The sequence below is a fragment of the Salmonella sp. SAL04196 genome (genome assembly GCF_046550835.1).
Lineage (GTDB): Bacteria > Pseudomonadota > Gammaproteobacteria > Enterobacterales > Enterobacteriaceae > Salmonella > Salmonella enterica.
In genome coordinates this window covers 401,771-416,407 of sequence record NZ_JBGDXE010000001.1, presented here as the reverse complement: position 1 = coordinate 416,407, position 14,637 = coordinate 401,771, and the positions used below count along the sequence as shown (strand labels likewise).

Here is a 14,637-nt window from a genome sequence, read left to right as displayed (position 1 = left end):
GTAACTCCTCAGGATAGGCAGCGATATACTGCTTTGAAAGTATAGAGTCGCCGCCATACGTGCGCGAGCGCAGCGACAAGGCGCGTCAGGGAAGAATAGAAGGCAGTGATAACGCCAGGTGACGGAATTTGCACGCAATTCCTGATTTCAGGGGCCGCCCGGCGTAAATTAAAGAATTGTAAACAATCAGCCGTTTTGCCGAAGACTTATTCTGCCCACGACGGTTTATTTAAAATATGATCCTGCCAGTCCCGTACTTCGGATTCTTTAACCGCGATATGACGGACAGAAATTCGCTCGCCATGCATAGCGGCTTTCGATCCAGTCAGCAGCGGATGCCACGTCGGCAAGGGCTTACCTTCCGCCAACAAACGGTAGGCGCAGGTCATCGGCAACCATTCAAAGTCTGGCAAGTTTTCGCGAGTGAGTTTGATACAGTCGGGTTCAAATTCAAAACGGCGTTCATAATGACGGCACTGGCACGTTTTGATATTTAATTGCCTGCACGCCACGTTGGTGAAGTAGATTTCATCTGTATCTTCATCCATCAGCTTATGCAGGCAGCATTGACCGCAGCCATCGCACAGCGACTCCCACTCGGCATCGGTCATTTCATCCAGGGTTTTACGTTGCCAGAAAGGTGTATCGCTCATTAAAGTATCCGCCATTGCACTAAAGCTGCACCTTATAACCAGTCTGGCCTGCAGATGCAAGTTTTACCGCCGCTGAAGGCGGCAAGCAGATTTTACAGAACGCGGGTAGACAACGTTTCGCCATTAAAACGAATGTCCAGCTCATCGCCGCTTAATAATGGCCCCACGCCTGCCGGCGTGCCGGTTAGCACCACGTCCCCGGCTTTGAGCGTAAAATAGCGGCTCATATAGGCGATAAGGGGCACAATAGGATGAATCATATCCGCGGTCGACCCTTGCTGGCGAACCTCGCCATTAACGTTAAGTCCGATAACCGTATTTTGCGGATCGCCGCAGAAGGCCGCGACAGGGATGAAGCCTGAAATCGGACATGCGTTATCAAAACCTTTGGCTTTTTCCCAGGGCTGTCCGGCCTTTTTCATTTTCCCTTGAATATCGCGCAGGGTTAAATCAAGCGCCACGCCATAACCAGCTATCGCTTTACGTACATGATCTTCGGTCGCCTGGCGGAGCGTTGCGCCAATCAGCACAGCAAGCTCAACTTCATGATGAACAGCGCCCATATCCGCCGGAATCGCCAGCGGCTGGCGAATATCACACAATGCGGTTTCCGGCTTGATAAAAAGCACGGGTTCTTCCGGCGTCGCGCTGCCCATCTCCTTGATGTGATTTGCGTAATTACTGCCCACGCAGACCACTTTACTTACCGGGTAATCAAGCAAGGCACCTTGCCAGTTACGATGTTGATACATATTTTCCCCTAAGATCATGATGGAATTCAGGCGCGGCGCCGAATACCGTTTAACGGTCAGCGTGCGACGTATTTTGTCCCACCGAAGAAAGATGTTGTTTCAGCAAATCTTCCGGCGGCGGCGGCAATTGTAAATAATAGCCCTGCTCGCTTAACGCCTGTTTTACTTTTTCGAGCTCGGCATTGACTAATTTTTTACGTCCATCAAGCGGCAGCATCATCGCTAACTGCGGCTGACCGAATCCTTTCATCAACGCTTCAGGCACCCGCGAAAAATCGTCTTTTTTTTCGACATACAAATAGGTTTGATCGCGCTTGCTACTTCTATAGATCACACAAAACATACTTTTACTCTGAATTAACGGGATGGTGACTTGCCTCAATATAATACTGACTATAACATGCCTTCTGGACTTCGGAATATCACTCCGTATCGGAGATGATAAATAGCAAATTGAGTAAGGCCAGGATGTCAAACACGCCAATCGAGCTTAAAGGCAGTAGCTTCACCTTATCAGTGGTTCATTTGCATGAAGCGGAACCAGAGGTTATTCGTCAGGCGTTAGAAGACAAAATAGCGCAGGCTCCTGCGTTTTTAAAACACGCCCCTGTCGTTATTAACGTTAGCGGTCTTGAAAGCCCGGTAAACTGGCCGGAACTGCATAAGATCGTGACCTCAACCGGCTTACGCATTATCGGCGTGAGCGGCTGTAAAGACGCCAGCCTGAAAGTAGAAATCGATCGGATGGGTCTTCCTTTACTGACTGAAGGTAAAGAGAAAGCGGTTCGGCCTGCGCCCGTTGAGCCGGCAACGCCCAGCGAACCGCCGCAAAACGCTAATCCCATCACAAAAACGCGATTAATTGATGTTCCGGTTCGTTCCGGTCAGCGCATTTATGCTCCACAATGTGATCTGATTGTTACAAGTCACGTCAGCGCTGGCGCAGAGCTTATCGCTGACGGCAATATCCATGTCTATGGCATGATGAGAGGTCGCGCGCTGGCAGGAGCGAGCGGCGATCGGGAAGCGCAAATTTTTTGTACCCATCTGACGGCAGAACTGGTCTCTATCGCAGGTGTTTACTGGCTGAGTGATAAAATCCCGGCAGAATTTTATGGCAAAGCGGCGCGCCTGCGTTTAGCAGACAACGCTTTGACAGTTCAACCGTTGAATTGATCCCTTTTTAACAAGGAATTTTTATGGCACGCATTATTGTTGTTACTTCGGGTAAAGGGGGCGTTGGCAAGACCACCTCCAGCGCGGCCATCGCTACAGGTTTGGCCCAGAAGGGAAAGAAAACTGTCGTCATTGATTTTGATATCGGACTGCGTAACCTCGATCTGATTATGGGGTGCGAACGTCGTGTCGTTTACGATTTTGTAAACGTCATTCAGGGCGATGCGACACTGAATCAGGCGCTGATCAAAGATAAGCGTACTGAAAATCTCTTCATTCTTCCGGCGTCGCAGACCCGGGATAAAGACGCGCTAACGCGCGAAGGCGTCGCTAAGGTACTGGACTCACTGAAAGCAATGGACTTTGAGTTCATTGTTTGCGACTCGCCGGCGGGTATCGAAACCGGGGCGCTGATGGCGCTCTATTTTGCCGATGAAGCGATCATCACGACCAACCCGGAAGTCTCTTCTGTCCGTGACTCGGACCGTATTCTGGGTATTCTGGCATCGAAATCTCGTCGCGCAGAAAATGGCGAAGAACCGATTAAAGAACATCTCCTGTTGACGCGCTACAATCCAGGCCGCGTCAATAAAGGCGACATGCTCAGCATGGAAGATGTACTGGAGATTCTGCGTATTAAACTCGTCGGTGTGATCCCGGAAGATCAATCCGTACTGCGCGCATCGAACCAGGGCGAACCGGTGATTCTTGACGCCACTGCGGATGCGGGTAAAGCCTATGCAGATACCGTAGATCGTCTGTTGGGAGAAGAACGTCCTTTCCGCTTCATTGAAGAAGAGAAGAAAGGTTTCCTCAAACGCCTGTTCGGAGGATAAATTATGGCATTACTGGATTTTTTTCTCTCGCGGAAAAAGAGTACCGCTAATATTGCAAAAGAGCGGTTGCAAATCATTGTCGCGGAACGTCGCCGTAGCGATGCCGAACCGCATTATTTACCGCAGTTACGTAAAGATATTCTTGAGGTCATTTGTAAATACGTACAAATCGATCCGGAAATGGTTACCGTCCAGCTTGAGCAAAAAGATGGTGATATCTCCATCCTTGAACTTAACGTAACGCTGCCGGAAGCCGAAGAGTCAAAATAAGCTCTTTTATGGGAAAATTCCTGGATTAAAAAAGGCAGAAGAATCTGCCTTTTTTATTTTTTTACATTATTCCGAATACGGACATTTATTTCACTGGCCGTTTTCCCGGCAATTACCGTCGTTAACGCGGATACTCCTGCAACAGAAGAGTTAACTTCTCCGCCATCAGTTCGGCGCGCCAGCCGGAAATCAATTCCGGTTGCCCATTTTGCGGTTTTAATTTCCAGTGCCAGTTAAGCAACTGATTAATCTGCCGACGCGATGCCAGTAGCTCGCCGCTGACGTGATGCGACGCGCTCACCTCCGCCACCAGCGCTTTGATGGCCTTAAACGCTTTGCGATAGCCCGGCATGTCCATCAGATTCAACAGGGGCTCCGGCAATGCCTCTTCCGGTAACGCCTGTGCTTTCGCCACCAGCGATATCAACGTCTTGCCGTGAAAACGAATCTCGCTGCCGGAAAGCCCCAGGCTATCCAGCTCACCGAGACTGCCCGGCATATAACGCGCGACCGCCCACAGGTTTTCTTCACGCACAACAAAGTTCACCGCCATATCGCGCTCACGCGCCTTACGCAGCCGCCAGTCAGCTAAAAGTTGCAGACAGGCTAACTGGCGGGTACGCAGTTGCCAGGCATTAGTGATATCCCGCCATGCCTCTTCCGGCGCCTGAATCTCCTGACGACGCTGCTGCATCAATCGGCATTCATCAAGCGCGGCAGGCAGCCATCCTGCGGCTTCAGTTTCAATCATCAGCTTTTTGGCGATCGGTAACAGATACCAGACATCCGCCGCCGCGTATTCACACTGACGTTCGCTTAAAGGCCGGGCTAGCCAGTCGGTACGAGACTCGCTTTTATCCAGCGCCACGCCCGTATACTCTTCTACCATCGCCGCAAACCCCCACGACAGCGGGCGCCCGCAAAACGCCGCCAGGATTTGCGTATCAATCAGGGGTTCCGGCAGTTCGCCAAACGCATTCAGAAATACTTCCAGATCTTCGCTACCCGCGTGCAGAAATTTGGTGATTCCCGTATCGCGCAACACCGCTTTTAACGGCGACCAGTCGCTGATGCCGAGCGGATCGATCAGGGCGACATTTGCCCCGTCAAATAACTGGATCAATCCTAACTGCGGGTAATAGGTGCGGGTACGGACAAATTCCGTATCTAAAGCAATAGCCGGACATGCGCGGACAGCCTCACACAGGCTCGCCAGCGCATCGTCCGTTTCAATCATTTGGTAATTCAAATCGTGTTCTCTTTGGTTCGCGCCAAAAAAAACGCCGGCTTAACCGGCGTCTCTCGTTAGCTGACTTAACGCTCAGGCTTTATTGTCTACTTTGCCACGGGCTTCGTCACGCAGTTCTCGTCGTAAAATTTTCCCAACGTTAGATTTTGGTAATTCCTCGCGAAACTCGACCTGTTTGGGCACCTTATATCCGGTCAGATGGCGACGGCAGAAGGTGATCAACGCATCGTCAGTCAATGCCGGATCTTTCTTAACCACAAAAAGCTTCACCGCTTCGCCGCTACTACCGGAAGGCACGCCAACCGCCGCGACTTCCTGCACGCCAGAATGCTGCATCACCACATCTTCAATTTCGTTTGGATAAACGTTGAAACCAGAAACCAGAATCATATCTTTCTTACGATCGACAATCCGCAGAAAGCCGTCTTCATCCATAACCGCAATATCGCCCGTATGCAGCCAGCCATCTTTAATGATTTCATCCGTCGCGTCAGGACGCTGCCAGTATCCCAGCATAACCTGCGGGCCTTTCACGCAAAGCTCTCCGGCCTCACCCGGCGCGACTTCGTTGTCATCGTCATCCACCAGTTTGGCTTCTGTTGAAGGTACTGGCAGGCCGATACTGCCGCTGTGATAATCAATATCATGCGGGTTGACGCTCACCAGCGGGGCGCACTCGGTCAGCCCGTAGCCTTCCAGCAGGTATTGCCCGGTCAGCTTTACCCAACGTTCCGCAACGACATTTTGTACCGGCATCCCGCCGCCGGCTGACAGATGCAGCGAAGAAAAATCCAGCTGTTGAAACTCTTTATTATTGAGCAGAGCGTTGAATAGCGTATTAACGCCAGTCATCGCCGTAAATGGATATTTCGCCAGCTCCTTGACCAGGCCGGGGATATCACGCGGATTGGTAATCAGCAGGTTTTGCCCACCCAGCTCGATAAAAAGCAGACAGTTCATGGTTAAGGCAAAAATGTGATACAGCGGCAGCGCGGTCACTACCAGCTCTTTCCCCGGGTGCAGCAGCGGCCCATAGGTCGCTTTCACCTGCTCCAGATTCGCCAGCATATTGCGGTGGGTCAACATCGCGCCTTTCGCCACGCCCGTCGTACCGCCGGTATATTGCAGGAAAGCCAGATCTTCAGCGACAACCTCGGGTTTGACATACTGCATACGGTAGCCATGCTGTAGCGCGCTGCGAAACGAGATCGCATCTGGCAAGTGGTATTTTGGCACCAGACGCTTGATGTATTTCACGACAAAGTTGACAACCGTACCTTTGGCGGTAGAAAGCTGGTCGCCCATCCGCGTCAGAATAACGTGCTGTACTGACGTTTTCTCGACCACTTTTTCCAGCGTATGGGCAAAGTTAGAAACAATAATAATTGCCGCCGCGCCGCTATCGTTAAGCTGATGCTCAAGTTCGCGCGGCGTGTAAAGCGGGTTAACGTTCACCACAATCATGCCGGCGCGTAAAATACCAAATAGCGCGACAGGATATTGCAACAGGTTTGGCATCATCAGCGCCACACGGTCGCCTTTTTTGAGTCCCAGCCCTTGTTGTAAATAAGCCGCAAATGCCCGACTACGTTCTTCTAATTTGCGGAAGGTCATTACCTCCCCCATATTGACGAACGCAGGCTGATCGGCATAGCGCGTCGCCGCATGTTCAAACAGTTCAACCAGGGATTGATAACGGTCAGGGTTGATCTCCGCCGGAACATCAGCAGGATAACGGTTAAGCCAAACCTTCTTCAATGCATCACCTCTAAAATGAGTGTTCGTCGTCATCACAACCCCAGTTAATAAACAAGTCGTTAACATTATATTAACTCAGCGTACCAGTTTATTAATTACGCAACTGAAAGGTTGCGAAGCGCGTCACTATTTATTTTTATTATGTCTCTATGAATGCAGAAACAGCGGACCAGCCGCTGTTTCTTTTATTGATAAAACAAAGGGTTACTCTGTTACTATCGTCTGAACCTCTGCGGGTCCAGGGTTATACCATCCCCAACCGCCATAGCCATAAGGCCAGGCGCGTCCGCCATAAAACCACGGATCGATCGGCTGTGGAGGCATGACGACCTGCTGAACAAGATGCCAGCGTTTATAGCCGGTAACCTGCATCAGCATAAATTTATACGGCGTATTGCCGATTTTACCGTCAACCGTGCCGGTTATCGGGCCGACAACGGTAACTAACTGGCCACGGAAGTCCACCGGGTCCAGAAAACCGTTCACATCGGCAAAAATTCTGCCGCGCGAGGCTTCGCCCAGAACAGGACGCGCGCCGCTATCGAGCGGTACGGTCGCGATTTCAAGCCGGGTTTTTCCCTGCTGATTTTGTACCGCCACAACTTTACCGCCGAAACGCGCCTCTTGCCCGATATAGAGCTGTGGCGCATTCATCACCCGCACCAAATCCTGCTGCGGCGTCGGACTCGAACCTTTAATGGCATCCGGGATAGTCACGCAACCACTCAGCATAAGCGCAAAAGCGCACGCCAGCGCCCCTTTTATTAACCGTTTTTGAACCGCCATGATGCGACTCCTTTTTCTCGACCTCTATTCCACCCCACAGCATAAAGTATGGGGGGTAATAGTAGTGAGAGTCATTCTTTGCCGGGAAGTTTCTTCCACGCCACTTCGTTACGCAAATAAACCGGCTCGGCATGTTCCACGGCAACGGTCTCTCCTGCCGCCAGCTTTTGACTGGCGATGGGCAACATATCTTCCGCTGCCGGGAGCGACACCTCCCCATCATGAAGCGTCAGGCCGCACTCCTTCGCCAGATCGGGCCATGCGGACCAACCCGTTCCTACGGTCGCCCACTCGCCGGAAAGCTGTTTCAACCGCTCACCGACCCGTTCCGGTTTCAGCACCGCTTCCGTCTCTTCGCCCTGCCAGACGCCCTGCGCATCACGCTGGTATTCCGCCCAGTACACTTCGCCCATCCGCGCGTCAATCGCGGCGAGTACGCGGGTCGCGCCGGTTTTACGCCACGCGCCCTGCGCCATCGTGGCAAGCGTCGAAACACCGATCATCGGCAGATTTGCCCCTAACGCCAGCCCTTGCGCAATACCAATGCCGATACGCACGCCGGTAAAGCTGCCCGGGCCGCGCCCAAACGCCAGCGCATCTATCTCATTGAGCGAGACGCCGCTGGCGGCCAGAATCTCCTGCACCATGGGCAGGATACGTTGAGTGTGTTCTCGTGGACAAAGCTCAAAGTGAGCATTGATAGTACCGTTGTTCCACAGGGCGACAGAACAGGCCTCTGTGGCGGTATCGATAGCCAGAATTCGCATGAGGTTTCGTGCTTAGATCAATAAAATAGCGCGCATCTTACCATACTCCGTAACAAATTACTCGGCGGATGGAATCGCAAGAAAGCGAACGGCACGGGCGATATCACGCGTGCGCGGCGCAGGAGGCAGGCTGGCGAGAAACGTGGCGCCATAGGGCCGCATCACCAGCCGGTTATCACAAATCACTAACACCCCGCGATCGTCCGCATCGCGAATCAGCCGCCCCACCCCCTGCTTCAGTGTAATCACCGCGTCGGGCAGTTGAACCTCATCAAACGGATCGCCGCCGCGCAAACGACAGTCTTCCATTCGCGCTTTTAACAGCGGGTCGTCCGGGGAGGTAAACGGCAATTTGTCGATAATCACCAACGATAACGTATCGCCGCGCACGTCCACCCCTTCCCAGAAGCTGCTGGTGGCGACGAGCAGCGCGTTGCCGGCGCTAACAAATTGCTGTAACAGTTGGCCTTTACTGGTTTCCCCTTGCAACAACACTGGCAGCGTCATGGTGGCGCGAAACTGCTCCGCCAGATCGCGCATCATGGCGTGTGAGGTGCACAGCATAAAACATCGCCCGTTATTGGCTTCGATAATCGGCCTGAGCATAGCCGCCAACTGTCGCGCCGCGCCGGGCTGGTTGGTTTGCGGTAGGTTACGCGGTACGCAGAGTAACGCCTGGCGCGTATAGTCGAATGGGCTGGGCAGCAGCATGGATTCTGCCTGTTCAATTCCCAGACGGGCGGTAAAGTGGTGAAGATCATCATTTACCGACAACGTGGCCGAGGTAAAAATCCAGCTACCGGGCTTCTGTTCCATCACCTCTTTGAATTTATCCGCCACGGTGAGCGGCGTCAGCGCCAGGGTGAAATGGCGCGAGGTGCACTCATACCAGTAGCTGTATCCCGGCTGATTGATCTCTTTTAAGCGTTTCAGCCGTGAACGGTATAGCGTGGCGCGTTCAAAAGCCGCATCCAGCAGCGCCGAACGGCCCAGCGACAGCTTTGCCACGTCGTAACAAAGCTCCAGCGTATCATCCAGCAGTAAAAATGCCCGTTGGATACGTGAGTCGGCTAACAATTCACGCAAATTTCCCCGGTAGCCGGGCTCCCCCAGTTGCAGACGAAAATCCTGGGCGCTCTGGGCAAGGCGATCGGCGCATTTTTGCAACTGTTGAGTGTCTTTCAGTTCCGTCCGGTAGGCGATGGTGATGTCTTTTGCTAAATCCAGCAACTGACGGCTGGAGAGCGATTGTCCGAAATACTGGCTGGCGATGTCAGGCAGTTGGTGGGCTTCATCGAAGATCATTACTTCAGCCTGAGGGATAAGTTCGCCAAACCCGCTCTCTTTAACCACCATATCCGCAAGAAAAAGGTGGTGGTTTACAATCACCACATCCGCGTCCATCGCCTTTTTACGCGCTTTCACCACAAAGCACTCTTTATAGAGCGGGCAATCGCTGCCAAGGCAGTTGTCGTTGGTACTGGTGACCAGCGGCCAGGCCTGGGAATCTTCCGCCACGCTGACGCAGGTGCTGATATCGCCATCCCGCGTCTGATTTGACCAGGAGCGCAGCAATATCACGTCGCTTAACGTTTGTACCGGTAAATCGCCGCCCGCCAGCGCTTGTTGTTCCAGACGCTCCAGGCAGAGGTAGTTTGAACGTCCTTTCAACAGGGCCGTCTTACCGGTAAACGCCAACGCTTTTGCTACCGTCGGCAGATCGCGGCTGTAGAGTTGATCCTGCAACGCTTTCGACCCGGTCGAAATAATAACTTTTTTCCCGGCGCGCAACGCCGGAGCGAGGTAAGCATAGGTCTTCCCGGTTCCGGTGCCGGCTTCAACAACCAGAGGCTGCGCATTTTCAATCGCTTGTGTTACGGCAACCGCCATTTGTCGCTGTGGTTCGCGCGGTTTAAAACCGGTTATCGCTTTGGCCAGTTGGCCATCTGCTGCAAAATCGTCCGTCACACTGCCCCCTGTTAATTTGCACAGGGGATTATGTCAGGGTAGAAAGGCTTACGCCAGTTACAGAGGTGACGGCGGCGCCACATTGTGGCAGTCTTGAGCCATTCAAATGGAAAGCAAATGAGGAATAAGTAATGTCTATCGTGCGTATTGATGCCGAAGATCGTTGGTCAGACGTGGTGATCTACAATAATACGCTGTGGTATACCGGCGTGCCGGAAAACCTGGACGCCGATGCTTTTGAGCAAACGGCGAATACTCTGGCGCAAATTGATGCGGTGCTGGAAAAACAGGGCTCCAGTAAGTCACGTATTCTGGATGCCACTATTTTCCTGAGCGATAAAGCGGATTTTGCCGCCATGAATAAGGCGTGGGATGCGTGGGTCGTCGCAGGCCATGCGCCGGTACGCTGTACCGTACAGGCCGGGTTGATGAACCCGAAATATAAAGTTGAGATTAAGATTGTCGCGGCGGTATAAGCCGGTTATTCGTCTTCATCCTCAAAACGCGCCACTATCCGTTCGCCGGTATGGTTGGCGCGAAGTTCGCCCGCCACCTGGGCAATCGCTTCTCCGCTGCTCATACCTTGCGACATCAATTCCTGGATACGTTCTACGGCTTTTTGCTGTTGTTCATGACTGAGTGAAGGTAAACCTGCAAACATGATTAACTCCTGCTAAATTATTAGCGCTAATTATTTCACGCTACCCGGCGGTAAGCCAGTAGTGTTGTAACGAGTCAGGAATGATGAAGACGTTATCTCCCACTGTTATCACCTTACCCTGGCGTCCGGACGCCGCTGAACACTATTTTGCGCCCGTAAACCATTTGCCCTGGGCGATGCTGCTGCATTCAGGTGATGCTATTCATCCCTATAACCGCTTTGATATTCTGGTCGCCGATCCTGTCACCACACTGACCACGCGCGCCCAGGAAACCACGGTATGTACTGCGCGCACGACTACCGTCACTCTCGACGATCCGTTACACGTTTTGCAGACTCAACTGGAGGCGCTGCCTTTTCATCCTCAGCCTGACCCTGACTTACCCTTTCAGGGCGGCGCGCTGGGTCTGTTTGGTTATGATTTAGGGCGGCGTTTCGAAATTCTGCCCGATACTGCTGCGCGCGATATCGTTTTACCCGATATGGCGATTGGCCTTTACGACTGGGCGCTGATTGTCGATCACCATAAACAGGTAGTGTCGCTGATAAGCTATCACGATGCAGACGCCCGATATCGCTGGCTCACCAGCCAGCTCGCGCCGACCCGCACGCCCTTCAGGCTTACCTCGGCCTGGCAATCCAATATGACGCGTTGCGAGTATGGCGAAAAGTTTCGTCAGGTGCAGGCCTGGCTGCACAGCGGGGACTGCTATCAGGTCAATCTTTCCCAGCGTTTTCAGGCGAGCTACGAGGGTGATGAATGGCAGGCTTTCGAACGCCTTAACCGCGCCAATCGCGCCCCGTTTAGCGCCTTTCTTCGTTTACATGACGGCGCCATATTGAGCCTTTCTCCCGAGCGTTTTATCCAACTGGAGAATGGTCATATCCAGACGCGCCCGATCAAAGGTACGCTTCCACGGCTTAACGATCCGCAGGCGGATCGTCAGCAGGCGCAGAAACTGGCCAACTCAATAAAAGATCGCGCTGAAAATTTGATGATCGTCGATTTGATGCGTAACGATATTGGCCGGGTCGCCGTACCGGGTTCGGTGAAAGTGCCAGAACTGTTCGTCGTCGAACCATTTCCTGCCGTTCACCATCTGGTTAGCACCATTACCGCCCGTTTACCGGACTCGCTTCATGCTACCGACCTGCTGCGCGCGGCTTTCCCCGGCGGCTCTATTACCGGCGCGCCTAAAGTGCGGGCGATGGAAATTATCGACGAACTGGAGCCGCAGCGACGCAACGCCTGGTGCGGTAGCATCGGTTATCTGAGTTTCTGCGGCAAGATGGATACCAGTATTACTATCCGCACCGTCACGGCAACGCAGGGCCAACTCTATTGCTCAGCCGGCGGCGGTATCGTGGCCGATAGCAACGAAGAAGCGGAATATCAGGAAACTTTTGATAAAGTTAATCGTATCCTGCACCCACTGGAGAACTAATACGTGGATACCAGCCGTCTGACGCTCGATCATTTCTTATCGCGCTTTCAGCTTTTGCGCCCGCAGATGACTCATGAAACGTTGAATCAACGTCAGGCCGCCGTACTGATCCCTGTGGTTCGCCGCCCCCAGCCGGGGCTGCTGTTGACCCAGCGGGCTATTCATTTGCGCAAACACGCCGGACAGGTCGCCTTTCCCGGCGGGGCCGTGGACAGTACCGATGCTTCGCTTATCGCCGCAGCGCTTCGCGAAGCGCAGGAGGAAGTCGCCATCCCGCCGCAAGCCGTGGAAGTGATTGGCGTTTTACCGCCGGTAGACAGCGTGACCGGTTTTCAGGTCACCCCGGTGGTCGGCATTATTCCGCCAAATCTCCCCTGGCGCGCCAGTGAAGACGAAGTGTCTGCGGTGTTTGAAATGCCGCTGGCGCAAGCGTTGCAACTGGGTCGATATCATCCGCTTGATGTTTACCGTCGCGGCAATTCGCACCGCGTATGGCTCTCCTGGTATGAGCATTATTTCGTCTGGGGCATGACCGCAAACATTCTTCGTGAGCTGGCGCTGCAAATCGGAGTGAAGCCCTGACTGTACACAACGCCATTCACGTTGCCTCAAGGCGGTAACAATCGCCTCCCCCAAAGAGGCAGCCTGAAGGGCAACGTGTATATACTTAACTTTACGTGCGCAAGACACGACTTGAGATTACTGTCGCAATATTAGTAAAAACGCGGTTATTCATTAGTTTAATTCATGTGAATAGTTAAGCTGATGCCAGCGTTCCCTCTTACACTATGCGCAGTTATAACATCGTAACCGGAAGCCCCGGTTGCCCTGTCAGGAGTATTATCGTGATTAGCCTATTCGACATGTTTAAGGTAGGGATTGGCCCCTCCTCTTCCCACACTGTTGGCCCGATGAAGGCCGGTAAACAGTTCGTCGATGACCTGGTCGAAAAAGGATTACTGGATAACGTTACCCGCGTCGCTGTCGATGTCTACGGCTCGCTGTCGCTGACGGGGAAAGGTCACCATACCGATATCGCCATTATTATGGGTCTGGCGGGTAATGAACCCGCTACCGTGGATATTGATAGTATCCCCGGTTTTATTCGCGACGTCGAAACGCGCGGGCGTCTGTTACTGGCCCAGGGACGTCACGAAGTCGACTTCCCGAAAGATGACGGAATGCGTTTTCACAACGGCAATTTGCCGCTGCATGAAAACGGGATGCAGATCCACGCCTGGCATAACGACACGGTCATTTATAGCAAGACGTACTATTCCATCGGCGGCGGCTTTATCGTTGATGAAGCGCATTTCGGCCAAGAAGCGACGAATGAGGTTACTGTACCTTATCCGTTTAAATCGGCGAAAGAAATGCTGGAGTATTGCAACAGCACCGGCCTTTCACTCTCCGGCATGGTGATGCAAAACGAACTGGCGCTACATAGCAAGAAAGAGATTGAAGAGTATTTCGGTCACGTCTGGCAGACCATGCAGGCCTGTATTGATCGCGGTATGAATACCGAAGGCGTTCTGCCGGGGCCGCTGCGCGTACCGCGTCGCGCCTCTGCGCTGCGTCGTATGCTGGTTTCCAGCGATAAGCTTTCCAACGATCCGATGAACGTCATTGACTGGGTGAACATGTTTGCTCTGGCGGTGAACGAAGAGAACGCCGCAGGCGGTCGCGTCGTGACGGCGCCAACCAACGGCGCATGCGGCATCGTTCCTGCGGTACTGGCTTACTACGACCATTTTATTGAGTCTGTCAGCCCGGATATTTACACCCGCTACTTCCTGGCGGCAGGCGCTATTGGCGCGCTGTATAAGATGAACGCGTCTATTTCCGGCGCGGAAGTCGGCTGTCAGGGTGAAGTCGGGGTCGCCTGTTCGATGGCGGCGGCAGGCCTTGCTGAACTGTTGGGCGCCAGCCCGGAACAGGTTTGCGTTGCCGCTGAAATCGGCATGGAGCATAACCTGGGGCTGACCTGCGACCCGGTTGCCGGTCAGGTGCAGGTACCGTGTATCGAGCGTAACGCCATTGCTTCAGTTAAAGCGATCAATGCTGCGCGTATGGCTATGCGTCGAACCAGCGCGCCGCGCGTCTCGCTGGATAAAGTCATCGAAACGATGTACGAGACCGGAAAAGACATGAACGCAAAATACCGCGAAACATCGCGCGGCGGGTTGGCCATTAAAGTCCAGTGTGATTAAACGCCGTTTCCCCTCCCTTCGCCCATCTGCTACGGATGGGCGAAATTTTTATCTCTTCCTCGTCGACTCCACGTTTCCCCACTACACTTGCTGTGTCGCGGTTGGC

General features: G+C 53.2%; 16 protein-coding genes. 7 read left to right on the top strand and 9 right to left on the bottom strand.

The annotated features are described in order from the left end of the window. Nucleotides 1–206 precede the first annotated feature (206 nt). The 3 genes from ACLJPE_RS02185 to ACLJPE_RS02175 all read right to left on the bottom strand — a co-directional run bounded on the left by ACLJPE_RS02185 (nt 207) and on the right by ACLJPE_RS02175 (nt 1,748). A complete protein-coding gene (locus ACLJPE_RS02185) occupies nt 207–653 on the bottom strand; it encodes a YcgN family cysteine cluster protein (RefSeq protein ID WP_001285703.1) in 447 nt (148 codons plus the stop codon). 92 nt (nt 654–745) lie between these two features. After that, nucleotides 746–1,405, bottom strand: coding sequence for a fumarylacetoacetate hydrolase family protein (locus ACLJPE_RS02180; protein WP_001519895.1), 660 nt, complete (start codon nt 1,403–1,405; stop codon nt 746–748). 49 nt (nt 1,406–1,454) lie between these two features. Further along, nucleotides 1,455–1,748, bottom strand: coding sequence for a YcgL domain-containing protein (locus ACLJPE_RS02175; protein ID WP_001537109.1), 294 nt, complete (start codon nt 1,746–1,748; stop codon nt 1,455–1,457). A gap of 125 nt (nt 1,749–1,873) precedes the next feature. Between ACLJPE_RS02175 and minC the strand changes: the two genes are divergently transcribed. The 3 genes from minC to minE are packed head-to-tail and all read left to right on the top strand — an operon-like array spanning nt 1,874 to nt 3,687. Continuing rightward, nucleotides 1,874–2,581 (top strand): septum site-determining protein MinC, encoded by a 708-nt coding sequence (gene minC / locus ACLJPE_RS02170; protein WP_000072527.1) that lies wholly within the window; start codon nt 1,874–1,876, stop codon nt 2,579–2,581. Between the two features lie 23 nt (nt 2,582–2,604). Beyond that, nucleotides 2,605–3,417, top strand: a complete 813-nt coding sequence (gene minD, locus ACLJPE_RS02165) for a septum site-determining protein MinD (protein ID WP_000101047.1) — start codon at nt 2,605–2,607, stop codon at nt 3,415–3,417. Between the two features lie 3 nt (nt 3,418–3,420). Further along, nucleotides 3,421–3,687, top strand: a complete 267-nt coding sequence (minE, locus tag ACLJPE_RS02160; RefSeq protein WP_001185666.1) for a cell division topological specificity factor MinE — start codon at nt 3,421–3,423, stop codon at nt 3,685–3,687. Nucleotides 3,688–3,808: 121 nt separating this feature from the next. Here the strand turns inward: minE and rnd are convergent, their stop codons facing one another. The 5 genes from rnd to ACLJPE_RS02135 form a co-directional block, all read right to left on the bottom strand. Then, nucleotides 3,809–4,936 (bottom strand): ribonuclease D, encoded by a 1,128-nt coding sequence (gene rnd, locus ACLJPE_RS02155; RefSeq protein ID WP_001109124.1) that lies wholly within the window; start codon nt 4,934–4,936, stop codon nt 3,809–3,811. 72 nt (nt 4,937–5,008) lie between these two features. Continuing rightward, nucleotides 5,009–6,694: a long-chain-fatty-acid--CoA ligase FadD gene (fadD, locus tag ACLJPE_RS02150; protein WP_000758418.1), complete on the bottom strand. Its 1,686-nt coding sequence runs from the start codon at nt 6,692–6,694 to the stop codon at nt 5,009–5,011. Between the two features lie 204 nt (nt 6,695–6,898). Next, entirely contained in the window at nt 6,899–7,480 is a 582-nt protein-coding gene (locus ACLJPE_RS02145) for a Slp family lipoprotein (RefSeq protein ID WP_000290595.1), read from the bottom strand. 71 nt (nt 7,481–7,551) lie between these two features. Next, nucleotides 7,552–8,247, bottom strand: coding sequence for a tRNA (adenosine(37)-N6)-threonylcarbamoyltransferase complex dimerization subunit type 1 TsaB (tsaB, locus tag ACLJPE_RS02140; RefSeq protein WP_001221017.1), 696 nt, complete (start codon nt 8,245–8,247; stop codon nt 7,552–7,554). 57 nt (nt 8,248–8,304) lie between these two features. Then, on the bottom strand, nt 8,305–10,215 hold the full coding sequence (locus tag ACLJPE_RS02135) for an ATP-dependent DNA helicase (RefSeq protein WP_000128807.1): 1,911 nt from the start codon (nt 10,213–10,215) through the stop codon (nt 8,305–8,307). Nucleotides 10,216–10,346: 131 nt separating this feature from the next. On the opposite strand from ACLJPE_RS02135, the gene ACLJPE_RS02130 reads away from it, so the two are divergent. Continuing rightward, the gene (locus tag ACLJPE_RS02130) at nt 10,347–10,691 is read left to right on the top strand and encodes a RidA family protein (RefSeq protein WP_000029550.1); all 345 of its coding nucleotides are present in this window, start codon (nt 10,347–10,349) and stop codon (nt 10,689–10,691) included. A gap of 5 nt (nt 10,692–10,696) precedes the next feature. Here ACLJPE_RS02130 and ACLJPE_RS02125 read toward each other — a convergent pair whose 3' ends face one another. Further along, nucleotides 10,697–10,876, bottom strand: coding sequence for a YoaH family protein (locus ACLJPE_RS02125; protein WP_000457328.1), 180 nt, complete (start codon nt 10,874–10,876; stop codon nt 10,697–10,699). A gap of 80 nt (nt 10,877–10,956) precedes the next feature. Between ACLJPE_RS02125 and pabB the strand changes: the two genes are divergently transcribed. The 3 genes from pabB (at nt 10,957) to sdaA (ending at nt 14,531) form a co-directional block, all read left to right on the top strand. Beyond that, nucleotides 10,957–12,321, top strand: coding sequence for an aminodeoxychorismate synthase component 1 (pabB, locus tag ACLJPE_RS02120; RefSeq protein WP_000978466.1), 1,365 nt, complete (start codon nt 10,957–10,959; stop codon nt 12,319–12,321). 3 nt (nt 12,322–12,324) lie between these two features. Beyond that, nucleotides 12,325–12,903, top strand: a complete 579-nt coding sequence (locus ACLJPE_RS02115; RefSeq protein WP_000381544.1) for a CoA pyrophosphatase — start codon at nt 12,325–12,327, stop codon at nt 12,901–12,903. A 263-nt stretch (nt 12,904–13,166) separates the two neighbouring features. Then, nucleotides 13,167–14,531 carry an L-serine ammonia-lyase gene (gene sdaA / locus ACLJPE_RS02110; protein WP_001530748.1) on the top strand — a complete coding sequence of 455 codons (1,365 nt, stop codon included), beginning with the start codon at nt 13,167–13,169 and terminating at the stop codon, nt 14,529–14,531. The last annotated feature ends 106 nt before the right edge of the window (nt 14,532–14,637 follow it).

What these genes read in the sequence shown, in the direction of transcription:
- ACLJPE_RS02185 (WP_001285703.1), bottom strand. Translation starts at nt 653, where the DNA reads ATGAGCGATACACCTTTCTGGCAACGTAAAACCCTGGATGAAATGACC.
- ACLJPE_RS02180 (WP_001519895.1), bottom strand. Translation starts at nt 1,405, where the DNA reads ATGTATCAACATCGTAACTGGCAAGGTGCCTTGCTTGATTACCCGGTA.
- ACLJPE_RS02175 (WP_001537109.1), bottom strand. Translation starts at nt 1,748, where the DNA reads ATGTTTTGTGTGATCTATAGAAGTAGCAAGCGCGATCAAACCTATTTG.
- minC (WP_000072527.1), top strand. Translation starts at nt 1,874, where the DNA reads ATGTCAAACACGCCAATCGAGCTTAAAGGCAGTAGCTTCACCTTATCA.
- minD (WP_000101047.1), top strand. Translation starts at nt 2,605, where the DNA reads ATGGCACGCATTATTGTTGTTACTTCGGGTAAAGGGGGCGTTGGCAAG.
- minE (WP_001185666.1), top strand. Translation starts at nt 3,421, where the DNA reads ATGGCATTACTGGATTTTTTTCTCTCGCGGAAAAAGAGTACCGCTAAT.
- ACLJPE_RS02145 (WP_000290595.1), bottom strand. Translation starts at nt 7,480, where the DNA reads ATGGCGGTTCAAAAACGGTTAATAAAAGGGGCGCTGGCGTGCGCTTTT.
- tsaB (WP_001221017.1), bottom strand. Translation starts at nt 8,247, where the DNA reads ATGCGAATTCTGGCTATCGATACCGCCACAGAGGCCTGTTCTGTCGCC.
- ACLJPE_RS02130 (WP_000029550.1), top strand. Translation starts at nt 10,347, where the DNA reads ATGTCTATCGTGCGTATTGATGCCGAAGATCGTTGGTCAGACGTGGTG.
- ACLJPE_RS02125 (WP_000457328.1), bottom strand. Translation starts at nt 10,876, where the DNA reads ATGTTTGCAGGTTTACCTTCACTCAGTCATGAACAACAGCAAAAAGCC.
- pabB (WP_000978466.1), top strand. Translation starts at nt 10,957, where the DNA reads ATGATGAAGACGTTATCTCCCACTGTTATCACCTTACCCTGGCGTCCG.